Origin of the sequence: Streptomyces sp. Z26 (assembly GCF_003665095.1) — a bacterium.
In the GTDB taxonomy this organism is placed as follows: Bacteria; Actinomycetota; Actinomycetes; order Streptomycetales; family Streptomycetaceae; genus Streptomyces; species Streptomyces phytohabitans.
Map to the genome: position 1 here is coordinate 4,018,380 of NZ_RCHV01000002.1, position 20,549 is coordinate 4,038,928.

At 71.7% G+C, this 20,549-nt stretch carries 22 protein-coding genes, 1 tRNA gene and 2 CRISPR repeat arrays; of the genes, 5 read left to right on the top strand and 18 right to left on the bottom strand.

From position 1 onward, the window contains the following. Nucleotides 1–140 precede the first annotated feature (140 nt). Entirely contained in the window at nucleotides 141–329 is a 189-nt protein-coding gene (locus tag D7M15_RS29115) for a hypothetical protein (RefSeq protein ID WP_240649359.1), read from the top strand. Here the strand turns inward: D7M15_RS29115 and D7M15_RS17820 are convergent. Next, nucleotides 320–808, bottom strand: a complete 489-nt coding sequence (locus D7M15_RS17820) for a YajQ family cyclic di-GMP-binding protein (RefSeq protein ID WP_121518424.1) — start codon at nucleotides 806–808, stop codon at nucleotides 320–322. The genes D7M15_RS29115 and D7M15_RS17820 overlap by 10 nt on opposite strands. 199 nt (nucleotides 809–1,007) lie before the next feature. Here D7M15_RS17820 and D7M15_RS17825 point away from each other — a divergent pair. Then, nucleotides 1,008–1,089, top strand: a tRNA-Tyr gene (locus D7M15_RS17825). 164 nt (nucleotides 1,090–1,253) lie between these two features. Here the strand turns inward: D7M15_RS17825 and D7M15_RS17830 are convergent. The 17 genes from D7M15_RS17830 to D7M15_RS17910 form a co-directional block, all read right to left on the bottom strand. Continuing rightward, nucleotides 1,254–2,627 carry a tyrosine-type recombinase/integrase gene (locus D7M15_RS17830; protein ID WP_121518425.1) on the bottom strand — a complete coding sequence of 458 codons (1,374 nt, stop codon included), beginning with the start codon at nucleotides 2,625–2,627 and terminating at the stop codon, nucleotides 1,254–1,256. Nucleotides 2,628–2,700: 73 nt separating this feature from the next. After that, complete coding sequence (locus D7M15_RS17835) at nucleotides 2,701–2,892, bottom strand: helix-turn-helix domain-containing protein (RefSeq protein ID WP_121518426.1); 192 nt, start codon at nucleotides 2,890–2,892, stop codon at nucleotides 2,701–2,703. A 236-nt stretch (nucleotides 2,893–3,128) separates the two neighbouring features. Next, nucleotides 3,129–4,316 carry a DUF3631 domain-containing protein gene (locus tag D7M15_RS17840; protein WP_121518427.1) on the bottom strand — a complete coding sequence of 396 codons (1,188 nt, stop codon included), beginning with the start codon at nucleotides 4,314–4,316 and terminating at the stop codon, nucleotides 3,129–3,131. A 307-nt stretch (nucleotides 4,317–4,623) separates the two neighbouring features. Next, nucleotides 4,624–5,508 carry a bifunctional DNA primase/polymerase gene (locus D7M15_RS17850; RefSeq protein WP_121518429.1) on the bottom strand — a complete coding sequence of 295 codons (885 nt, stop codon included), beginning with the start codon at nucleotides 5,506–5,508 and terminating at the stop codon, nucleotides 4,624–4,626. Between the two features lie 85 nt (nucleotides 5,509–5,593). After that, complete coding sequence (locus D7M15_RS17855) at nucleotides 5,594–6,121, bottom strand: hypothetical protein (RefSeq protein ID WP_127201772.1); 528 nt, start codon at nucleotides 6,119–6,121, stop codon at nucleotides 5,594–5,596. Between the two features lie 9 nt (nucleotides 6,122–6,130). Next, nucleotides 6,131–6,556 (bottom strand): hypothetical protein, encoded by a 426-nt coding sequence (locus D7M15_RS17860; protein WP_240649679.1) that lies wholly within the window; start codon nucleotides 6,554–6,556, stop codon nucleotides 6,131–6,133. 239 nt (nucleotides 6,557–6,795) lie between these two features. Continuing rightward, nucleotides 6,796–9,084: a hypothetical protein gene (locus D7M15_RS17865; RefSeq protein ID WP_240649360.1), complete on the bottom strand. Its 2,289-nt coding sequence runs from the start codon at nucleotides 9,082–9,084 to the stop codon at nucleotides 6,796–6,798. Between the two features lie 92 nt (nucleotides 9,085–9,176). Next, on the bottom strand, nucleotides 9,177–9,839 hold the full coding sequence (locus tag D7M15_RS17870; RefSeq protein WP_121518431.1) for a hypothetical protein: 663 nt from the start codon (nucleotides 9,837–9,839) through the stop codon (nucleotides 9,177–9,179). A 1,027-nt stretch (nucleotides 9,840–10,866) separates the two neighbouring features. Continuing rightward, a complete protein-coding gene (locus D7M15_RS17875) occupies nucleotides 10,867–11,121 on the bottom strand; it encodes a hypothetical protein (RefSeq protein ID WP_121518432.1) in 255 nt (84 codons plus the stop codon). A 22-nt stretch (nucleotides 11,122–11,143) separates the two neighbouring features. Then, a complete protein-coding gene (locus D7M15_RS17880) occupies nucleotides 11,144–11,524 on the bottom strand; it encodes an RRQRL motif-containing zinc-binding protein (protein WP_121518433.1) in 381 nt (126 codons plus the stop codon). Next, nucleotides 11,524–13,140: a hypothetical protein gene (locus tag D7M15_RS17885; protein ID WP_121518434.1), complete on the bottom strand. Its 1,617-nt coding sequence runs from the start codon at nucleotides 13,138–13,140 to the stop codon at nucleotides 11,524–11,526. Before D7M15_RS17885 ends, D7M15_RS17880 begins: the two co-directional genes overlap by 1 nt. Next, the gene (locus D7M15_RS17890; protein ID WP_121518435.1) at nucleotides 13,137–13,628 is read right to left on the bottom strand and encodes a hypothetical protein; all 492 of its coding nucleotides are present in this window, start codon (nucleotides 13,626–13,628) and stop codon (nucleotides 13,137–13,139) included. The genes D7M15_RS17885 and D7M15_RS17890 overlap by 4 nt, the downstream gene beginning before the upstream one ends. After that, the gene (locus tag D7M15_RS17895) at nucleotides 13,625–14,278 is read right to left on the bottom strand and encodes a hypothetical protein (RefSeq protein WP_121518436.1); all 654 of its coding nucleotides are present in this window, start codon (nucleotides 14,276–14,278) and stop codon (nucleotides 13,625–13,627) included. Before D7M15_RS17895 ends, D7M15_RS17890 begins: the two co-directional genes overlap by 4 nt. Then, entirely contained in the window at nucleotides 14,275–14,523 is a 249-nt protein-coding gene (locus D7M15_RS17900; RefSeq protein ID WP_121518437.1) for a DUF6284 family protein, read from the bottom strand. Before D7M15_RS17900 ends, D7M15_RS17895 begins: the two co-directional genes overlap by 4 nt. A gap of 21 nt (nucleotides 14,524–14,544) precedes the next feature. Further along, nucleotides 14,545–14,898: a hypothetical protein gene (locus D7M15_RS17905; protein WP_121518438.1), complete on the bottom strand. Its 354-nt coding sequence runs from the start codon at nucleotides 14,896–14,898 to the stop codon at nucleotides 14,545–14,547. A 206-nt stretch (nucleotides 14,899–15,104) separates the two neighbouring features. Next, on the bottom strand, nucleotides 15,105–15,248 hold the full coding sequence (locus D7M15_RS28545) for a hypothetical protein (protein ID WP_165906285.1): 144 nt from the start codon (nucleotides 15,246–15,248) through the stop codon (nucleotides 15,105–15,107). After that, nucleotides 15,248–15,613, bottom strand: coding sequence for a hypothetical protein (locus tag D7M15_RS17910; RefSeq protein WP_121518439.1), 366 nt, complete (start codon nucleotides 15,611–15,613; stop codon nucleotides 15,248–15,250). The genes D7M15_RS28545 and D7M15_RS17910 overlap by 1 nt, the downstream gene beginning before the upstream one ends. A 713-nt stretch (nucleotides 15,614–16,326) precedes the next feature. Between D7M15_RS17910 and D7M15_RS17915 the strand changes: the two genes are divergently transcribed. The 3 genes from D7M15_RS17915 (at nucleotide 16,327) to D7M15_RS17925 (ending at nucleotide 20,464) form a co-directional block, all read left to right on the top strand. Next, the gene (locus D7M15_RS17915; protein ID WP_121520960.1) at nucleotides 16,327–17,094 is read left to right on the top strand and encodes a GntR family transcriptional regulator; all 768 of its coding nucleotides are present in this window, start codon (nucleotides 16,327–16,329) and stop codon (nucleotides 17,092–17,094) included. Beyond that, complete coding sequence (locus tag D7M15_RS17920; protein WP_121518440.1) at nucleotides 17,091–17,690, top strand: GNAT family N-acetyltransferase; 600 nt, start codon at nucleotides 17,091–17,093, stop codon at nucleotides 17,688–17,690. Before D7M15_RS17915 ends, D7M15_RS17920 begins: the two co-directional genes overlap by 4 nt. A 21-nt stretch (nucleotides 17,691–17,711) precedes the next feature. Continuing rightward, nucleotides 17,712–18,409: a CRISPR direct-repeat array (repeat unit 29 nt; unit sequence CTGCTCCCCGCGCCCGCGGGGATGGACCC). Nucleotides 18,410–18,975: 566 nt separating this feature from the next. Further along, a CRISPR array of direct repeats spans nucleotides 18,976–19,309; the repeat unit is 28 nt; unit sequence CTGCTCCCCGCGCACGCGGGGATGGACC. A 255-nt stretch (nucleotides 19,310–19,564) separates the two neighbouring features. Further along, entirely contained in the window at nucleotides 19,565–20,464 is a 900-nt protein-coding gene (locus D7M15_RS17925; protein WP_121518441.1) for a SigB/SigF/SigG family RNA polymerase sigma factor, read from the top strand. Nucleotides 20,465–20,549: the final 85 nt, after the last annotated feature.

Genomic DNA, 20,549 nt, shown 5'->3' on the forward strand with positions numbered 1-20,549 from the left:
CTCCGCCGACGCCGTACCGGACGCCCTGTCGTGCGGGGCGCCCGGCGGATCGACGGGCGGGCCGCCAGGCGCCACGGCGTACGAACTGCCGCCCGGAGCCGCAGACATGGCCCGCGAGATCCTCGGCGGCGCGGGGTGCCGTGGCCGACCGGCTGCCGGAACCGGCCGGCGACACGCTGCTGACCGCGGCCCGCGCGGCGTTCACGGACGGCACGAACGCGGCGGCGGTCGCGGCAGCCGTACTCGCGACGGCCGCCGCTCTCGCCGCCCCGCGCGCACTCCGCGCGCGTACGGGGGGCGGGCCCCGACGGCCGCCGGGTCAGCGGTAGTTGACGAACTGGAGCGGGAACTCCAGGTCCTTGCCCTTCAACAACGTGATGATCTCCTGCAACGCGTCCCGGCTCTTGGACGTCACCCGCAGCTCGTCACCCTGCACCTGCGCCTTGACGCCCTTCGGACCCTCATCGCGGATGATCTTCGCGACCTTCTTCGCGTCGTCCTGGGAGATGCCCTCCTTGAGCGACGCGAAGAGCTTGTACTCCTTGCCCGACGCCTGCGGCTCCCCGGCATCCAGCGCCTTCAACGAGATCCCGCGCTTCACCAGCTTGGCCTGGAAGATGTCGAGTACGGCCTTCACCCGCTCCTCGCCACTGGCGCGCATCTCGATCTTCTCCCCGGACCAGGCGATCGAGGCGCCCACGCCCTTGAAGTCGTAGCGCTGCGCGATCTCCTTGGCGGCTTGGTTGAGGGCGTTGTCGACCTCCTGCCGCTCGACCTTCGAGACGATGTCGAAACTGGAGTCGGCCATGGTGGATTGGCTCCTCACAACGTAGATCCGGTCACACGAACTACGGCCCGCTCCCGCGCGCCGCGCCCGCCAGCCTAGCCACCCCGGGGGCCCCTCCACCCCGAAGATCCGGGTGGCGGACCACCCCCTGCCATCGGGTATGGTTTACCCCGTTGCCAACGAGCGCGGCCCCCGAGCGGCGCCCAGAGCAGCAAACTCCGGCGGTGTGCCCGAGCGGCCAAAGGGAGCAGACTGTAAATCTGCCGGCTTCGCCTTCCCAGGTTCGAATCCTGGCGCCGCCACGCTCCGAGTAGGGCCCGTGACCAGCCAAAACGCTGGGAACGGGCCCTTTCTCGTGTCCGCGCGACGTCGAGCCCGGATGCCCGGAATCAGGGCACTTGTCTCACCTCGTTCCGCCCCGTTCCCGCAGGTGGTCAGCGCGTGTCCCCCACGCGTCCCCCGGGATTCAGTCGGCCCACTCGTCCATGGCCGCCTCGATCCTGCGGTTTGCGCGGTCCTCGGCCTGAGCCAGCACCTTGGCGTACACGCGGAACATCACCGCCAGGCTGTGCCCCGCGCGGCGCGCGCACTCGGCCGGGTCCACGCCTGAGCTGAGCCAGAACGAGACGCCAGCGTGTCGGAGATCGTACGGCCGCCGCGCGAGCATCGAGAGGTGCTGCTGCTCCGTCAGCACCTCTTGGCGGGCGCGAGCCCAGACCTCCCCGTATCCGGTCTCCTGAAGCAGCCCGCCGCGGTTCGTACGGAAGAGCCTGCCGTCGCCTGCCGTGCCGTGCTGCTTCAGGTGATCCCGTAGGAGCCGAACGAGGTGCGGCGGGATGGGGATCGGTCGGGAATCGTCCAGCGGCCTGGCCTTCAAGCCACGCTCCTCGTGCGCCGTGCCGTCGTCGGTCCACGAGCGACCGGCTCGTACGACGCCGCGACGCAGTACGAGAGAGCCCCACCCGTGCTCGGGCAAGTGGCACTGCTGCCGCTGAAGGTACGAGGCTTCAGCGGGCCGCATGGCGGCGTAGTACAGGCACCCGAAGAACGCCTCCAAGTGCTGTCCGCGGGCGCCCTGCATCCGTACGCCCGCGAGGAGTTGCCGCACCTGGCGAGGATTGGCGACACACTCGGGGTCGACCTCCTCCGTCGACTTCGGGGCGCTCCACTGGACCGTGGTGATCGGGTTCACGTTGGTGGAGAACAGCTTCCGTTCCACCGCCAGACCGAGCGCGTCGCTCAGGCAGGCGCGCTTGCGGTTCGCCGTACGCGCCGCTGCTGGCTTCCCGTCGAGCCTGCGGGACAGCGCGTCGAGCGCCTTCCGTACGGTTGCCGGGTCCTCGAAGTCCGCCATGGCGATGGACTGCTTCTCGATCCACCGAAGCGCCTTCGCGTGTTCCTCCGGGGGCTCGTTCGCCCACCGGTTCTTGTTGTACGCCCACCCGTACAGGGCCGCGCGAAGAACCCGGGCATCCGGTCGCCCGGTCTCGCTCCGCACCATGGCCGGAGTGATCGTGGCCAGCGCATCCGCGAAGTTCTTCCGGGACTTGGCAGGTGCGCCGTCCCACTTGCGGTCGATGAACGCGCGGCTGTGGGCGTACCAGGTGATGGCGCCGCGCATCGCTCGCAGCTCGGAGGACGGCAGACCGAGATCGGTGTCGAATTGCTCACCGCGCCGGAGGGCGGACATCAGCTCGGAGCGCCGCCCGTCGGCCTGAGGCTTGAGGGTGTAGCTCTTGCCGTGCTTCCGATCGCCCACGCGCCAACGCACCCGGTACGGCTTCGGTCGTTCCCGCCGTACTTCCAGGGCGTAGACCCGAACGTCGTAGGTGAGGGGCATAGAGGTGCTTCTCCCGATGAAGAAGGGGCCCGCCGTACGGCGGGCCCCTTGGTGGTGGTTCTTCGACGGCCGGTCAGGCGGCCATGTCCTCCTCGCAGTTGCCGAGCCAGTCGTCCAGGTCGCTGCGGCGTACGCGCAGCTGGCCGTTCGGGAGCTTGATGAGCTTGGGCGCCTTGCCGCGGGCGCGCATGCGGTAGAAGGCGGCGCGGCTCATGCCGAGTTCGGAGAGGACTTCGGGGAGCTTGAGCATCTGCTGGCGTGCCATGTGCGCTCCTTCTGGAGTGGGCGGGCGCTGTGACGCTTCGACCCTGGCAAGTCGGTTACGTCGGTTACGTCGGTTACATCGCAGGTCAGGGGCAGGGTTTCTGTAACCGGAGGGTGGGGTGTAACCGATGGCTGCGGTTACACCCCGCCGGGTGCGGTGGTGTCGGTGTACGCGGCGGGGCCGCTCGTACGGTGTGGGCGACCCCGGGTTGGTGAACCGGTTCCGTCGGTTACAGCTCAGGTTCCGGTTACGCCTGCGGTTACGGTGTCCGCGCTGTTCAGCGGCAGTTCAGGGGCGGCTGTAACCGGTGTAACCGATGTTTCGGGGGGCGGGGGACAGTAGCGGTCCCAGGCGTCGTTCAGGTCCGCGCGGGTGTAGCCCTTCATCGGCTGCCCGGCGACCCGGACCGTGCGCGGCGCGATCGGTTTCCCGGTGGCGGTGACGTACTCCCGGAGCATCTTCGACAGCTCCCGCGAGTTGAGGGCCCGGCCGTCCAAGTCCCCCCACGGGGACTCTTCGAGGCTGTTGAGCAGGTGCAGGATCTCCACCGTGGACAGCGCCGTCTGCCCCCGGAAGACGTGGTCGCGCAGGTCGGTCAGCAGCTTCACGCCGATGCTGCCCCGGTCGCCCTCCGCGCTGGCCGCCACGAGTTCCACGCATGCGGCGCGGGCCCGCTCGGGCCAGGTGCCGCCCGCGGCGTCGGCCACGGCGAGCAGGGGCTCCCACACGTCGGCGGGACGGTCGGTGATGCCTTCGGGCATCTCCGGCCAGCACCCGTTCACGCTGTCGCGGACCTGGTCGGCCCACTTCGCCAGCTTCTTCCGCAGTGCGTGGCCCTCGGGTTCGTTGGTGCGCTCGCGGTAGGGCTGGACCTTCTCCGAACGTGCCTTGCGGCGCATACGGATCACCACCGAGCGGGTGTGGATCGTGTCCGGCAGGGAGCCGAGCCCGGCGAGTGCGACCGCGCAGTACGAGGGGAAGGCGACCACGGTCTGCTGCCCGCCGTCTCCCACGCACCGGTAGGAGACGCCGGAGCGGCGGTGACCGGCGTTCAGCAGGCCGCGCAGGTCCTCGTTGTCTTTGGCCTTGGGGCCGAAGACGGTGTCGATCTCGTCGAAGAGGATGACCGGGCGTCCGGTCTCGTCCGCGACCGCCCGGAACAGAGCGGCAGGGGAGGCGTTGATCGCGTGCATCGGCCGGGGCACGAGCGTGGCGATGACCTCCAGCGCGCGGGTCTTGCCCGAACCGGGTTCCGGGGAGAGGAACGCCAGCCGGGGGGTGGAGTCGAAGCAGTCCAGCAGGTGCGTGTGCGCGTCCCACAACACGGTGGCCACGTACGCCGCTTCGCTGGGGAAGGCGTTGAACCGGCGGTGGAAGGCTTCCACCGCGCTGAGTAGTGCGGGGCCGTCGATGATGTCGGTCATGCGGCGGTCCTCCCTTCGGCCGGGAGACGGTCCGGGCAGCTCTCGCGGTGGTCGGCGTGGTCAAGAACGAGGGCGGTGACCTGTTCGGTGCCGATGGCGTGGCGGTCGCGCCCGCAGGCACAGACCGACCGTGCGGACGGCACCGTACGGCCGCCCGGTGCTCGTACGTGCAGCCACCCGACCGGGTACCGCAGACCGTTCGGGCGCGGGCCAGGGCAACAAGCTGAACAGGCGCCTTCGGCGGCGACCTTCGGCGCCCCACCCTCCGTCGTGGCGGGGGCCGGTCGGGCGGGGTGCGTGTGCGCGGTCATACGGCCTCCCGCGTCGGGGTGAGGCCGAGTCCGCGGGTGACGGCTCGCGCGGCGTACGGCTCGGGGACGCCGACGGAGACGGCGGCGGCCACGAGGTGGTCCGCGAGGGTTTCCAGGTCGCAGGGGCCGGGGCAGTGGGTGTGCTGCCGGGCGATGAACTGGGCGACGCCGAACGCGCGGCTGCTGGCGCCGGATTCTTTGCGGGCGCGGACCATGGCGAGACCGCGTTCCAGGCCGGTGCGTACGTACCGCTCGGTGTGCCGGCACCCGGTCGCCACGCGCGGGTTCCAGTCGGCGGGCGGGGGTGAAGAGACCACCCTCGCGCGGGCGGGGGTGGTCTCTTCACCCTCAACGAGCGCGCGGACGGCGGCGGGCAGGGCGGTCATGGTGCCGGTGCCGGTGCCGAGCCAACGGGCGTAGGACATGGCGGACTTGATGTCGACGTCCGGCCGTACCCGGTTGTGTGAGGTCATGGCGCCCCGGTAGATCCAGTGCTCCCCGCGCGTCGTGGCCACGGTGCGGGTGGCGGGCAGCGCCGTACGGGCCCACGCGACGGCCGCCGCGTCGTCCAGGTCGACCACGGTTACCCCGGCCCCGCCGGGGTGGTACGCCACAGCGGCAGCCTCACGCCACGCGGGCACCCACGCGGTTGAGGTGAGCACGGTGTGGTCGGTGGTGGCGGCGGCCCACGCGTGGCACGGCGCCGGGCAGGTGCAGGGGCCCGCGCGGAGCATGTGCGGGCGGTCACCGCACGCGGACTTGGCGCAGTCGGGGCAGTTGCCGAACGGCAACTTCCCGGCCCGCAGGGGCAGTACGGGCACGCCCGCGGCGGCCAGACGCAGTGCCACGCGCAGCAGCGCGGGGCGGTGGGCAGGTGTCATGCTGGGAACCTCCTTAAGTCTCTTCTCGGAGCTGGAGAACCGGGGCGGCCGTGACTTTGGCGAGAGACGGCCGCCCCGACTGCGTTTAAGCGGCGTGCCGCTGCTCGGCGGTCCAGCGGGCGTACTGCTGGCGGGTGTAGCCGCGCGGGTCGGCTTCCGCCGCGGCGTGGCCCGGCAGGGTGGGGTCGCTGTCGGTGTCCAGGAACATGAGGGCGGCGGCTTCGGCTTCCTCGTTCGTGGTGGTGCTCGGGTCGAGGAGCGCGATGCGGTCCGTGAGGGCGGCCCGGCGCAGGAAGTAGTCGTGCTCCAAGTCGTACGGGTCGTCGTCCAGCCAGGTGTTCAGCTCGATGCGCTCGATGGTGAGGTTGGGCGCGGTGGCGTACGCCGTTTCCGGGTCCGGCCAGCTCGGCTGGACGGGAACCGTCGGCACGGCCTCCGGCGGACAGTTGGGGCAGGTGACGGGTTCGTCGGCGTACTGCGGGTGGTCGCAGCGGCGCAGCCGCCGTGACCCGCATGCCGTGCGGGCGACACCCTGTTCGTCTACTCGTACGGCGTGGACGTGGCGTCCGCCCCGTACGACGACTCGGGCCATCGGGGGCAGGTCTTCGGGCACGGGTGCTCCTCAGCGGTTGTGGATGGTGCCGTTGGCGCGGCCGAACATGCCGGTCGCGGTGATGTTCTGCGTGACCTGCGCGGGCCCCTGACCCGTGGCCCGTTGGCGTGCCGCCCACAGGAGGGCGGCGACGGCGAGGGTGCTGGTGGCGATGAGGGCGGCGGCGGACCAGAGGGCGTGGCTCATGGCGATCAGTCCCGGGGCGGCGTAGGAGAGTCCGATTCCGGCGGCGCCGACGCCCCCGCCGACCGTGGGCGCGAGGAGCGCGGTGGTCTTCGCCCATGCCGGGATTGGCTGCGCGGCGGGCGCGACCGGTCCCGGGCTGGAGGCGTGGTGGGTGTAGGCGAGGGTGCGGTGGCCGCCGGGGAGGGTGACCACCTCGACGCCGGGCGGGAGTTCGTGCACCGGCATCGACGGGTGCGCGACACCGGTCACGGGGGCGGGCGGTTGGCCGTTTCGGGTGAGGGTGGTGATCGTGTGCGGGGTGTCCACAAGGGGCCTCCGTGTGGGTGGGCGCGGGTCGCGTCGGCCTGTCACCCGGCCTGTCACGCGCCTGTCACCTGTCACCTGTCTGTCACCTGTTCTGTGCAGGTGACAGGCGGTTTCCGGGCCTTACAGGGCCCGTTGAGGGCCTGTACGGGGGCTGGGTGACAGGTGACAGACAGGTGCGGGGGTCAGTCCTTGCCGGGCTGGGTGTCGGCGTGCTGGCGGTGGACGTAGCGGGCCTTGCTGCCTTCTCCGACGCGTACGATCTCGCCGTTCTCGGCCCACTCCTTCAGCCACCGTTGGATGACCGGGCGGCGGGTGCCGTAGTCGTTCTTCAGGTCTCGTTCCATGGCGGAGGCTCCGGTCCCGGCGGGTCCGGCGGCGAGGATCAGCAGCAGTGCGGCTTTGCGGGCGTCGCCCTGTTCCGGGCCGTCGTCGTCGGTCTGCCGGTGGTGGAAGGAGAGCGACAGCCCGCCGTCCTGTGCGTCGGGGCCGGGTTCGTGGGTGGTGCCGTAGGTGGCGTCGATCTCGCGCATGAACCGGGCGGCCAGCACGTCGATGTCCGGTCCGTCGTCCTGGTTGCGGTAGGACAGGTTCAACCCGTCCCCGCCCCCGGCGTCCGGTGTGCTCTCCGTGCCGGGGTTCGCGGGCCCGGCCGGGGTGGGTGGGGTGCTGGCGGTCCCGGTGGGGGCGTCGTGGTTCCAGAGCCATCCGGCGCGTTCCGGGGTCCAGCGCTGGGCGTAGTCCTCTCCGGCCGCCTGGGCGGAGGGAGCGTCGAGGTGGGGGCGGCGGTCGTTGGTGGCGAGCGCGACTTCGCGGGCCATGCTTGGTGAGGTCTTCCAGCCCTTGAACGGGGTGGGGGCGAACCCGTCGGCGCCCGCGGCGCCGATCACGCCGGAGCCCTTGGCCTTGAGCTGGGAGGCGTCCACCCGGACGCGCTTGAACAGCTTGGCGGCGTTGTCTCCGGCGGACTCGCCGGAGGTGAGCGCGACTCCGACGGGCGAGAACTTGCGGACCTCGGTGTTGCCCAGCGCGGAGACGTTGCCGTCCACGGCGGTGAGCACGAGGCGTTCACCCATGGCGCGGGTGGTGCGCATGACCTGCTTGACGAGCTTCTGGACCTCCTTCATGACCGGGTCGCGGAAGCTGGGGGCGGACAGCAGTTCCGCGCCCTCGTCCACGACGACCTGGATCTGGGGCAGGGCCGGGGAGACGGGCAGCAGGGTGGTGTCCTCGGCGTCCATGAGGTCCTGGTAGGCGTGCTGCCGGGCCTCGTTGATCGCGACCAGCGCGCGGAGCATCCGCAGCGCCTCGGGCGGGGTGGAGGCGACCCAGTCCACGCCCGGCCGGGTCTCGGCCGACGGGACGGGCTGTCCCGGGGCGGGGCGCAGGTGGCCTTGGGCTTCGAGGTAGGGCCGTACCCAGGGTCGCGCGCTCGCCCCGTTCTTGAAGTCGATGACCCAGGTGACGACGTCGGTGCAGCGGGCGAACCCGCCGATGACGACGTCCACGAAGGTGGACTTGCCCGACCCGGGCGGGCCGAGGACCAGGGCGCAGGCTTCGCGGAGGTAGACGCGGACCGGGTCGGAGTTGGGCAGCAGTCCCCAGGGGATGCCGGTGAGGATGGAGAGCGGGCTGTGGTCGGTGGGGTAGGGGTATTCGCGGTCGATGACGTTCTGGGTGGGGATGTCGAGGACGACGCGGCCCTGCCGGTCGCCCTCTTCGACGTGGATGGCGCAGCCGAGGGGGAGGCCGGCGTCCCCGGCGAGGCCCTTGGCCTGCCGTTGGACCTGGTCCCAGGTCGCGCCGCCGCCGGGCAGCTCGGCCGCGAGGGAGTACCCGGCGCCCGTGGACCACTGCTCTACCGCGAAGATCCGCACCTGTACGTGGCACACCCGCGCGATGCGCTCCTCCCACTCGCGGGCGATCGCGGCCCGGTCGGCGTTCATCTCCTTCGCCAGCTCGCGTGCCTCGTGCGACAGCCGTTCCTCCTCGGTCACTTCCTCGTGGGCGGCGGCGTGGGAGGCCATGGTGCCGATCCCGACTCCGAGGGCGGCCAGCGTCCCGGCGGCGGTCCACTGGAGAGGGCCGGTGGTGATGGCCCAGGTGGTCCAGCCCCCGGCCAGCAGCCAGGAAGCCGAACGCGTCGCCAGGGAACGGCCGGTCAGCTTCCGGCGGATGCTGTGCCCGATGCCGTGGCCGAGCGCCCCGGCCGCGCCGATGGCCAGCGGCCAGCCCGAGGGCATGTGCGTCGCGGCACCGAGTAGGGCGACCGCCCCGGCGCCCGTCGTCGCGGACAGCGCCCCGGTGAACGGACCGTGCGGGACGGACCAGTCCAACGGGACCCCGCCCAGCGACGACTCCCGCCCCTTCGACGCCTTGGAGCTGCTGGGGATCTTGCTCGGCTTGGAGGGGGCCTGCTCGGTCGGGGGCGGGCCGTGCGTGTGGGAGAGGTTGAGGCCGTGGTCAGCCTTCATGCGTCCTCCGATTCGTGGGTGGGTTCGTGCGTGAGGGCGGGCCCGCACGGTGCGGGCCCGCCCTCACGCACACGGTGCGGGGTGTGTCGTGGTCAGTCCTGGTTGTTGACCGTGTCCCACATGCCCTCGCCCTGGCGCGGCTCCTCGTGCCGCTTGATGTCCTGCTCGTGGACCTGCTGGGCGACCTGTGCGACCTCCTCGGCCGCCTCTGCGGCTCGGCGCAGGAACCGGTAGACGTCCTCCAGTCCCTCGCCGACCTCCTTCTCCAGCGGGAACTCCTCGTCGGACTTCTCCGCGAGGATCTTGAAGGTGTTGGAGATCGAGGTCAGCGCGGCGGGCATCCCCACCAGGGTGTTGATGACGTGCATCGCGCCGTCGGGGGCGTACGCGCTCGCGGCGCTCTCCATCTCCGACGCGGACGCGTCGAAGAGGAACCCGGGTGTGCTCTCGGACATGGCGACTCCCCAAAGGTGTGTGTGGTGGTTGCGCGGTGCCCGCGGCACCCGCGACAGCAGCAGCCGTTCCTCCTCTTCCTGCTCCTCGGCTGCCGCGAGGGCGTCGAGGTCGCGCTGTTCCCGGGCGTCCCGGGCCGCGCCGATCAGTCGCCGGAACAGGCGACGGCCCAGGTACATCAACCCCGGCCACCCCAACCGGCGGCCCAACGGCGTGGACAGCATCCCCAGCAGCCCCACCGGGGCCGCGATACCCGCGGCCAGGGCGCAGCGCCCCCAGAACCGCAGCCGGGAGTGGCCCATCGCCTTACGCGCCAACGCCCGCCGCCGCGCTTCCCGTACGCGACCGGCGCGGGCGAGGGACTGCCGATCGCGCAGCGCACGCGCCTTCGACCGCCAACCACCCCTGCCCGCAGCCGCGTCCAAGCCCTTGCGGGCGGCTCGGCGGCCGTCCGCGAGCGCACGGCGCGCGGCGGCGTCCGCCCGGCGCTGCGCTCCCCTGCTCGGCGCTCCGTCGCGCCGTGCGCGGCGGGCGTCACGGACCGCACCCAGCGGCCCCCCACCCCCACCCTCACGGCCGCGGGAGGACGGGCCGTTGCCCGTACGGGACTTCACGGGCGAGGCACCCGAACGCACCCCACCCGGGCCCGCACCCGGACGCGATCCGCCCGGGGCCGCGCCCGAACGGCCCCCGCCGGGACGGCGGTCCTTCCCGCCAGGAGCGGTACCGCCGTGGCCCGTACCGGGGTTGCGGGGACCGGTCGTACGACTGCCGGAAGGCTGCCTCGGCACCGCAGCACCACCACCGGGAGTCTTCTTCGCTCCCCGCCGACCGCCGCCGCTTCCGGAGGAGCCGACACTGCCGGGCGATCCGGTGCGGCGGCCCCCGCCGCCCGTACCGCCGCTGTGCCGCGCCGGGCTCCGCCGGAGGGCCGAGGGGTTACGGCGGCGCTGGCGGTTGCGTACGCGGGAGGCGACCGCGCCGGTCACCACCGCGCCGCCCGCGGTCGCGGCAGCCGCGAGTGGGCCGACCGTCAACACGGCCGCCGACAGCGCCCCGACCATCGAGTTGCCCGTCGTCACGGCCAGCGGCACGGCGGGCAACCCGCCACGGGTCTGCCGCACCCCACCACCCCGCGCGCCGGAAGCGGCCGGAGAGGGAGAAGGGGACGGTGTGGTGGATGGAGGGTGGCCCGAACTGGTCGAGGTCACCAGCGTTTCCGTCATGATGGAAGCTCTCCTTACGCCCCCGCGTGCGGGGGCGGTTGAAGGGGCAACCCGGCGCGGCCCGCAACAGCTGGCAGGCGGGAGGGGGCCGCGCCGGGGCTGGTCACAGCCCGTCGCACTCCAGCGCGTTGGGCTCCAGGGCGAAGAAGAGGACGTTGCCCCCGGACAGGTGCGGGTTGTTGTGCACGAACTGCTCCAACAGCCAGGTGTAGGCGTCCCAGCGGGTCCAGCCCGGCTGCGGCGTCATCCCGCCGTTCCAGGTCCCCATCGCCATGCCACCCGGGCACGGCTTCTGCAGGGTCAGCACGAAGTGGTGCGAGTACGGCCCGCCGTAGCCGTCGATGGTGTCGTTGATCATCCGGTGTTTCCCTTCTATGGGTTCAGGCCGCGAGTGCGACCGGGGTGTCGTGGCAGGTGGGGCACATGCCGAGGGAGGTCGGGAGGCAGTACCCGCGGTCGATTCCGCATGCGGGGCAGGTCCGCCGTACGGTCATCGCCGCTTCCAGCGCCCGCCAGCGGGCGAGGGTCATCGGCCGTACGGGCTTCGCGCGGTCGATCCGGTAGAGGTAGGCGACCAGCGGCGGACGCCCCGCCCGGCGCGGCCGTACGAGCTGCGCGACCGGTTCCTGCCCACCGGGCCGAAGTCCCCGCGCACGCAACTGCCGCCGTGTCGCCAGCCCGTCCGGGGCGCACCTCCACGGGTAGGTGGGGATGCCGTACTCCTCGCCCGTGGGGTCGTAGGAGACGCTGCCCGGGGGCATCAGACGGCCACGCTGTCGACCGTGCGCGCGGCGGCGCGCGGCGGGTGCGCGGTGAGCTGCGCGGCGCGCGCGGCACGGAAGTCCCGCAGCCAGTTCCGCGCGTTGCCGGCGTTCACCCCGTACTGGTCGGCCAGCTCGGCCGCGGACGGCTCGTCCTGCCCGCCGCTGGCGTCCAGGCGCTCCCGGTAGTGGTCCCATCCGGCCTGTTTGGCGTCCGACTGGAACAGCCGCCCACCGCCGACCAAGACGTGCGAGTCGTGGTCGGGGGCATGCTGGGCGAGGTCACCCAACAGACGGCCGTGCACGAGCGCGGCTTCCTCTGTGCGGGCGGTGAGCTGCGACAACGCCGCCTCCGCCTGCTCGGCCTGCTCCCGCGCCCGCGTGCTGCGGCCCTCCCACTCCTCCACCAGGGTCCGGAGCTGCCCGGCACGGGTCTGGAGGGCTTCGACGTCCTCCCGCGCCCGGCGTTGGGTGTCGGTCTCGGCCTGCCGCGCGGCCTTCTCCTCGTTCCGCGCGTCCGTCGCGCGCTGCCGCGCGGCGTCCGCGCTCTCCCGCGCGGCTACCTTCTCCTCCCGCAGGGTCTTCAACTTGGCGTGCGCGGCGTCGGTCTCCTCCGTCGCGCGGTGCCGCGCGGCTTCGGCCTCCTGCCGCGCGCTCTCCGCGCGCTGCCGCGCGGCCTCTGCTTCTTCCGCGCGGGAAACCGCGGCGGCGGTGTGGGCGGCGTCGGTGACCGACAGGTCCTCGACCATCGCCAGCACGGCCGTGGTGTCGGCGTAGTCCAGCAGCGCCACCTCGTCCGCACGCACCAAAGCGGCGAGCCGCCGCGCGAGCGCGAGGGACTGGGCGGGGTCGGTCGCCACGTCCGCACGGTCCAGCGCGGTCTGCGCCCGACGTCGCAGCTTGCGTACCCGTCGGGACCGGGCCCCGGTTTCTAGGGCGAGGCGCAGGCGGTAGACCCTGAGTGCGGCGCGCTGCACCATCGCCGCCCGCGCCAGCGCCGTGGACGACGTACGGGTATCCAGCCCCAACAGGGCGAAGAGACCCGACCAGGCGTGCTGCCACACCAGCACCGCCAGCCGCACCGGCCCCGGACGCCCACCCGGTTCCTCCTGAACTTCGCCGACGCCACCGCCGAGCTTGCTGCGCAGCTGGAGTTCGATGAGCCAGGTGGCCAGCGCGGGAACCGCGGCGAGCACCGGGCGTGCCCACCAGTTGGGTGCGTGGACTGCGTTCATCGCGCCGGAGAAGGCGACCAGCGTCCACGCGGTGCGGTGCATCAGCCGGAGCTCCGGCGTCCACCCGACCTCCGGGTCGGCCGCCCGGTAGAGCATGACCAGCAGCACGATCTCCGCGGCGTCGAACACCCCAATGAACGCCGCTGCCAGCCCGGGGTGGAGCCCGGCGGTGCCGGTGGCGAACCCCCACAACCCATGCACCGAGACCGCGACGCCGCCCAACGCGACCACGGCCTGCGCGCCGATCCCCGACAGCCACGACCTGCGCAACCGCGCCACGGCCAGCGCCATGAAGACCAGCGAGGGCAGCACGACCGCGACCGCAGCCGCCAGGGGCAGCCACTCGGGCCCGCCCTCCAGAACCTCCAGGTAGTCGCTCATGCCGCCACCACCCCCGGGGCGGGCTCGTACTGCAGCGGCGTGACCCGCCACGGCGACTCCGCCAGCGGCTCAGGCGTGGGACGGGTGACCCACCCGCCGGGCGCCGCGCCATGGCGTTCGGCCTCCGCCTGCGCGTCCTCGTGGCTGGCGTGGACGCTGTGCAGCTGCTCGAACCGGGTCAGCACGAACACCAGCCCATGGGCGGAAGAGGCCGCGCTGGCTTCCTCGGCCGCCTTCACCTCGGCGACCAGCTCGGCCACCTCCTCGCGCAGCGACTTGATGGCCGCGTTGGCGATGTCCAGCTCGAACAGGGCCGTGTTCCGGCCGCGCTCGGCCTGGTCCACCTCAGCCCGCAACCGCAGATGGTCGGCCACCTCACGGTCCCGCGAGCTCTGGGCATCGGCCGACGCCTGCTCCAGCCGGGCGCGCAGACGCTCCACCTCGGCCGCCGTGCCCGCCAGACGGCGGGCGGTGACGATACGGATCATGCGGACCACCTCAACGAGTCGACGCCCCGGCTCTGGACCATCGGGGGTGCAGTGGGTTCCGGGGCGTGGTCGGCGGCGTACCGGGTCACGGCCCACGCGCCGATGTGGCAGGCCCACACGAACGCGAAGTGGTAGTCCTCGAACCCGGTCTCGTGCGTCAGCCAGAGAAAGGTCTCGCCCTGGTAGGCGAAGGTGGCCAGCGCCGCGTACGCCTCCTCCGGCTCCTCCACGTCACGCTCGTCCAGGAACGCGTCCCACGCGGCCGTGATGCCGGAGCACTCGGGCTCGACCGCCGCCAACTCCACCGCGAGTCGGCGCCGGAACTCCCGCTCGCTGTACGCCATCACGAGCGACGAGCCCGAAGCCATCAGCCTGTTCCAGCGACGAACGTCCACGCCCCGCTCGTACTCGGCGCGCGCGAACCCGGTCAGGTCCACAGGCCCCGAAAACGTGTACGTCGCGCTGTCGTCGGTGTCCCGCACGACGAGCGACCCGGGCCACGTCACCACCTCGTACCGGCGGTCACGCTCACTCCGCGACGTCGTCACCAGATGCCGGTACGGGCCCTCCGCCCGCACCACCCTGAGCCCGAAACGCGGGCTGCTGCGCGCGAACAGACCGGCGATCTCGGGAGTCGTCAAGGTGCTCACGCCGACACTCCCGCCGTGTTGGTGAGGGTGCGGCGGGCGGCCAGTACCTTGCGGCGGGCGCGGCGCAACCGGCGCTCGCCCAGCTCGGAATACGGCCGGTCCATCAGGCTGATCTCCACGTCCAGCAGGTCGACGTCCGCCTCGATGGCGGGCATCTCCTCCTCGATCGCGGCGAGTTCGGCGGCGGACGGCTCCCGGTCGGGTCCGTCGTGTACGAGGGTGAGCAGCGTCGTCTTCGTCTTCATGGTGTGGTCTCCGATCCGGGTTCAGTGGCCGGTGGTGCCGAGGTGGGAGAGCCCGGCGCGGACGACGGCGAGGTGCTCGGCCGTGGTCTGGGCGCTGCGGGCGGCGTTGGTCAGTCCCTCGACGGCGAGTTCCACGTCGAGGTCGAGGGCGCCCCGGTCGCTACGGAGCCGTCCGGCGCTCTGCTGGGCGTGCAGGTAGGCGTTGATCTGGGCGAGGGCCTGCGGGAGCCGCTCGGCCACCTCGCCCAGCGCGGCCACCGTGTCGTAGGCGTCGCTGGGGAACTCCAACCCGGACGGGGTGGTGTGGTTGACCGCGCGGACCGCCTCAGCGGCCTGCGACGCCCACCGAGCGGGCGGAAGGTCATGGAAGGACACGGGCTTGCCTCCAAGTGCAGGACGTACGCGTGGGCGGCAACCGGTACTCCGGTTGCCGCCCACACAGGAAGGGACGTCGGATCAGAGCGAGCCGCCAGGCTCCCTACGCGGCAGCGGAATCGAAGGCGGCGGACCGTCAGGAACCCGACCGTGCTCCGGCTCCGGCTCACCCTCGGCGGCCAAGTGGTGCCCGCCTCGACCCGCCATCAGCGCGTGCCCTGGTTCTGCCTGGCGGCTTCGGCCTGGGCGCGGGCGAGTTCGGCCGCTCGCGCGGCCTCCCGTGCGGCCTCGATCCGCTGACGCGTCAGTGCGTCAGCGGCCTGCTGCTCAGCGGAGGTGGAGGACGTCATCAGGCGGCCTCCGTCCGTACGCGTCGCAGCGCCTCGCCCGTGACCGGGTCACCGGCCGTCGTACGGCGGGCGATACGGATACGGGCGGCCAGGCGCCGCGGGGTGGTCAGGTCGTGCCGCCCGCTGATCCGGCCCCGCGCGAGGGCGAGCGTGCGGGTGGCGGCGGTGAGGTGGGGGCCGTGCTGGCGGCGGGCGATACGTGCCAGGTGGTCGACCACGTGGATCGTGTAGTCACCCCGACCGGTACGGACGGCGTGCTCCAGGTCCGCGAGCGCGGTCGCCAGCAGGCGGTCCACCGAACCGTTCAGGCCCACCCCGGGGTGCTGCTTGCCGAAGGTGGCGGGCGCGGGGATGATCGATGACACAGGAGACCTCCAAGTCAGTCCTGTTCGGAGCCGTCCCGAGTTGCAGCTCGGGACGGCTCGCTGGTGCGTGGAGCGGGTGCTCCGGCTCCCCTCTGCCCCGCCCGCCCCCGAGCCCCGGCCGAAGGGCCGAAGCGGGGGCGGGCGGAGGAGGCAACCGGCCCGCGATAACCGCGGGGTACTCCGGTGTGGGCGACCCGTTGTGCAAGGTGGCCCGGACGCGTAGGGCGCTACCTGCCGCGCCGGTCCAGCCCGGCAGGCGCCCTCGTATGTCGCTGCTTCATGAACTGCTCCTTCCGGGTCTCGGACGCGGGCCGCTCGGGCCCGGGGAGACCTGTGTCCCGGGCCGTCTGAGGTGGCAGCGAAGTGCCGCGTCGTTCTTTTGAGTCGGTGGCGTGTCCCCCTGCACGGGGTGTAGGGCCGGGCTGTGACACCGGGCCCCTTCTCGACCGACTGGTCTCCACCCACCACGACCGGAGTCGTCACGGCCGTAAGCGGTGGTGGATCACGCTATGGAGTTCACAAGCACACGCGCTTCCTTCGAACCCGTGTCACCGGGCTCTCCGGGCGCTTCAGAACAGGGGCACCCTGTGAGACAGGTTGAGCCACCTGCTCAACTTGTTGGAACAAGTTGATACGGGTGATCCTGTACCTACGGAGAGCAAGTCGTCAAGAACTTGTTCCAACAAGTTGGGTGAGTGCGTCATCATGAGGTGATGAACAGGCAGCCCAAGTACCGACAGGTGGCCGACGCGCTGCGTCGTGAGATCGACGACAGCACCTACGGGCCGGGGGAGCGGTTGCCCTCGGAGAGCGAACTCGCGAAGCGGTTCACCGCTTCGCGGAACACCGTGCGAGCCGGGCTCAACCTCCTGGTGTCGGAGGGGCTCATCACGTCCAGTCAGGGACTCGGGTACGAGGTGAGGTCGCACGAGGTCTTCGAGCTGAACGCCTCACGCTTCGAGAACCTGAACTTCCCGCAGAGCGGCGACGCGTACAGCACCGACGTGACTGCGGCCGGGCGCCGCCCGCACCAGACGTTCCGCGTCGAGATGCAACCGGCGCCAGCGGAGGTGGCCGAACGCCTCAAGGTGGAGCCCGGCTCCACGGCTGTACTGCGCCACTGCCACCGGTACGTCGACGATGTGCCGTGGTCTACCCAGGCGACGTACTACCCCGGTTGGCTCGTCGACCGGGCTCCGCGACTCGCTCAGCCTGGCGACATCGAAGAGGGCACGACTCGGTACCTGGCCGCCCACGGCATCGAGCAGGTCGGCTACTTCGACGAGATCTCCACGCGGATGCCTACGCCTGAAGAAGCGCGACTGCTGGAGATTGGGGCAGGTGTACCGGTGCTGCTGTGGCAGCGGACGGGCCACACGGCAGACGCCCCGGCCCGGTGCACGATCACGACGTTCAGGGGAGACCTCAACCGCATGAACTACGAGATCGGTGACCTCGCGGCACGGGGTGAGAGCCTGTGATCGTCTCTCCTGCGCGTACGGAGGACCTCGACAGGCTTCTCGCCTTTCGAGCGGAAGCGGCTGCCTGGCTGGCCGAGTTGGGCTCGGATCAGTGGAGGCGCCCCTATCCGGCAGACAGGTTGCTGGCAACCATCGAGGCAGGCGTGGTCTTCATGGTCCGCGACGCTGAACGGACCGTCGCCACGATCACGTTGACGCCGGAGGCGGAACAGGGGCTCTGGAGCGAGGCCGAGCTGAAGGAGCCGTCGCTCTTCATCAACAAGCTGACGGTAGCTCGTACGCACGCTGGCCAGAACCTCGGCGGGCGCCTCCTCGACTGGGCGGACGACCGTGCCTACCGCGCGGGCGCGACGTGGCTGCGGCTGGACGCGTGGACCACGAACGAGGCGTTGCAGCGCTACTACCTCGACCACGGCTTCACCCACGTACGAACCGTGCGTGAAGGAGCAGCGATCAACGGCGGCCCTCGCGTCTCCGGCTGGCTTGCCCAACGCAAAACGCAGCCGCAGGAGCACGGGTTCGTTGACCAGACGCCTGACATACGGCCCCTGCTGCCTGACAATGGCAAAGTGAGTAAAAACGCAGGTCGGCGCTGATAAAGATACTGGTCAGCTCCTCTGCTCCCCGCGCCCGCGGGGATGGACCCCACAGGCCGCCACGGGATCACCCCTCACGACCCTGCTCCCCGCGCCCGCGGGGATGGACCCATGGCGTCGACGCCGACTTCGGCGCACGCCGGCTGCTCCCCGCGCCCGCGGGGATGGACCCTGATGGTGCTCTGTGACGCGCCAGCTGCGGCGCTGCTCCCCGCGCCCGCGGGGATGGACCTTCACCGACCGGGTTAACGGAGACGTGATTGAGCTGCTCCCCGCGCCCGCGGGGATGGACCCGTCTTCGGCGAGGTCGTAGGCCGATCCCGCTACTGCTCCCCGCGCCCGCGGGGATGGACCCGTGAAGGTGCGCGGCGTGCCCATGGCCGTCTCCTGCTCCCCGCGCCCGCGGGGATGGTCCCATCCGGGCGGAGTGCGGCCGGTCCGTGCGCATCTGCTCCCCGCACCCGCGGGGATGGTCCCGTAAGTGTCACTGGTAGGCCGTTTGACGGCCTGTTCCCCGCGCCCGCGGGGATGGACCCCTCCCGGACCGGCCCCCGCCGGGCGCCCCGCTCTGCTCCCCGCGCCCGCGGGGATGGACCCGTCTGGACGCTCGCCTTCGACCGCCCGACACCCTGCTCCCCGCGCCCGCGGGGATGGCCCCGGGAGTACGGCGGATCCGGTCGCTCCGTCTTGCTGCTCCCCGTACCCGCGGGGATAGCGGCACCTGCTGTGGCGTTGCTGTTTCCCCCAGGGGTCCCCTGCGGTAGGCGCAGAGCTGGAAAAGCGCAGGTCAGCCGGGTCAGGCTCGGCCCGCTGTAAATCTGCCGGCTTCGCCTTCCCAGGTTCGAATCCTGGCGCCGCCACGCTCCGAGTAGGGCCCGTGACCAGCGACTTCGCTGGACGCGGGCCCTACTTCGTGTCCGAGTGGCGTCGCGTGCGGCTGCCGCCTCCGTGACGTGTGGATCGCCACCATTCCGAGGGCAATCAGTCAACGTGTGTGCTGTGAAGGCCAGTTGCACCATGACGCGCGCGGTGTGCGCCGTACGCCTGGAGCCTGAGGTGCCGAAGATCGCCCCGCGTGCCCTTGGTGTCCAAGCTGGTGCGGTGGGGGAGCGGAACGCGAAACATCAGCCCTTGCCCGGTCCGAGGCGGGGGCCGAAGATGAGGCGTCGGTCCGATGGGGCAGCGGATGCTCAGCGGCGCTCATGGGACGGGGGTCGAAATGTCTGAATCTCCAATAGTTGCTCAGAACGGCGTCCGCGCCGGATAAAAGGCCAGGTCAGCAAGGCTGCTCCCCGCGCACGCGGGGATGGACCCCGGGCCCGTTTTCGCTGGTCAGACCCCTTGGGCTGCTCCCCGCGCACGCGGGGATGGACCCGCCAACATGCTGTGCATGAGCGCGACGGAGAGCTGCTCCCCGCGCACGCGGGGATGGACCCTGTGCGAGTGCGAGGCGCCGGTCGGTCAGGTCCTGCTCCCCGCGCACGCGGGGATGGACCCCTGACCGGCCACCCCGCCATCAGCATCCCCGCCTGCTCCCCGCGCACGCGGGGATGGACCCTGGTAGTGCTCCAGCTCGATTTCGCCGCCGTGCTGCTCCCCGCGCACGCGGGGATGGACCTTCCGCGCGGGGGCGGGCCGCCGACGATGACGCTGCTCCCCCCCCCCGTACGCGGCCGATCTGCTCCCGTTCCCACGGCTTTCCGTGCGGCGGTGGCTGGGCAAGTGGTGTGCCGGTGGCGGGGGTTCGTGGGGGTTCGGGGTGTGGGGCGGGGTGGTGTGGGGGAAATTTGTGCTGGGGCGGGCATGACGATCCGATAACGGGGCACTCGGATCGCGGCCGGGGGCTCGGAACGAGATGATCAAGGGGCGGGCACATGTCTACCGCGACGCAGGCGCAGGTCCAGGGACGGGTCCAAGGCATCGGGGTGGGCGCTTCCGACGGCGCGCTCGTGGAGCGCGCGTACGTCGCCCCGGCGACGCTCGCGCCGCGGGACGCGCGCGAGGTGGGCAAGGTCTTCTTCGACCGGCTGTCGCGGTTGGAGGAGGGCACGTCCGAGTACAGCTACGTGCGCAACTGCCTCATCGAGATGAACCTCTCCCTCGTGCAGTACGCGGCCACGCGCTTCCGCCACCGCGGGCCGGAGGAGATGGAGGACATCGTCCAGGTCGGTGTGATCGGCCTGATCAAGGCGATCGACCGGTTCGAGCTGTCGCGGCAGGTCGAGTTCACGTCGTTCGCCGTGCCGTACGTGACGGGGGAGATCAAGCGGTTCTTCCGTGACACATCGTGGGCCGTGCACGTGCCGCGGCGGCTCCAGGAGGCGCGGATCGAGTTGTCCAAGGCGTCGGAGGAGCTGCGTACGCGGCTGGACCGGGAGCCGTCGGACGCCGAGCTGGCGGAGCTGATGCAGCTGGATCTCGCCGAGGTGGTGGAGGCGCGGAAGGCGGCCAACGGCTACACGGCGGCCTCCCTGGACGTGGCCGTCGGCGGCGGTGCGGACGACGAGTCCGAGACGGTGCTCGTCGACTTCATCGGTATCGACGAGGAGCGTTTCGAGCTGATCGAGAACTTCCACTCCCTCGCGCCGCTCATCGCCGAACTCGACGAGCGCGAGCGGCGGTTGATCCATCTGCGGTTCGTGGAGGAGCGCACCCAGCAGCACATCGGCGAGCAGCTCGGCTGTTCCCAGATGCACGTGTCCCGGCTGCTCGCCCGCGTCGTCGCCAAGCTGCACGCAGGGCTGATGGCGGACCCGGACCCGGCCCGCGCCTGACCTCCTGCCCCTCGCCCCTCACCGCTCGACCCCGCCTCCCGCACCCACGCCCTCCGCCACCCCACGGCGGCCGTTCGGGTGCGGT

Excerpts from the sequence above, each read along its gene's own strand:
- D7M15_RS17820 (WP_121518424.1), bottom strand. The coding sequence starts at position 808 with ATGGCCGACTCCAGTTTCGACATCGTCTCGAAGGTCGAGCGGCAGGAG.
- D7M15_RS17830 (WP_121518425.1), bottom strand. The coding sequence starts at position 2,627 with ATGCCCCTCACCTACGACGTTCGGGTCTACGCCCTGGAAGTACGGCGG.
- D7M15_RS17835 (WP_121518426.1), bottom strand. The coding sequence starts at position 2,892 with ATGGCACGCCAGCAGATGCTCAAGCTCCCCGAAGTCCTCTCCGAACTC.
- D7M15_RS17840 (WP_121518427.1), bottom strand. The coding sequence starts at position 4,316 with ATGACCGACATCATCGACGGCCCCGCACTACTCAGCGCGGTGGAAGCC.
- D7M15_RS17850 (WP_121518429.1), bottom strand. The coding sequence starts at position 5,508 with ATGACACCTGCCCACCGCCCCGCGCTGCTGCGCGTGGCACTGCGTCTG.
- D7M15_RS17865 (WP_240649360.1), bottom strand. The coding sequence starts at position 9,084 with ATGAAGGCTGACCACGGCCTCAACCTCTCCCACACGCACGGCCCGCCC.
- D7M15_RS17870 (WP_121518431.1), bottom strand. The coding sequence starts at position 9,839 with ATGGGCCACTCCCGGCTGCGGTTCTGGGGGCGCTGCGCCCTGGCCGCG.
- D7M15_RS17875 (WP_121518432.1), bottom strand. The coding sequence starts at position 11,121 with ATGATCAACGACACCATCGACGGCTACGGCGGGCCGTACTCGCACCAC.
- D7M15_RS17880 (WP_121518433.1), bottom strand. The coding sequence starts at position 11,524 with ATGCCCCCGGGCAGCGTCTCCTACGACCCCACGGGCGAGGAGTACGGC.
- D7M15_RS17885 (WP_121518434.1), bottom strand. The coding sequence starts at position 13,140 with ATGAGCGACTACCTGGAGGTTCTGGAGGGCGGGCCCGAGTGGCTGCCC.
- D7M15_RS17890 (WP_121518435.1), bottom strand. The coding sequence starts at position 13,628 with ATGATCCGTATCGTCACCGCCCGCCGTCTGGCGGGCACGGCGGCCGAG.
- D7M15_RS17900 (WP_121518437.1), bottom strand. The coding sequence starts at position 14,523 with ATGAAGACGAAGACGACGCTGCTCACCCTCGTACACGACGGACCCGAC.
- D7M15_RS28545 (WP_165906285.1), bottom strand. The coding sequence starts at position 15,248 with ATGACGTCCTCCACCTCCGCTGAGCAGCAGGCCGCTGACGCACTGACG.
- D7M15_RS17915 (WP_121520960.1), top strand. The coding sequence starts at position 16,327 with ATGAACAGGCAGCCCAAGTACCGACAGGTGGCCGACGCGCTGCGTCGT.
- D7M15_RS17925 (WP_121518441.1), top strand. The coding sequence starts at position 19,565 with ATGTCTACCGCGACGCAGGCGCAGGTCCAGGGACGGGTCCAAGGCATC.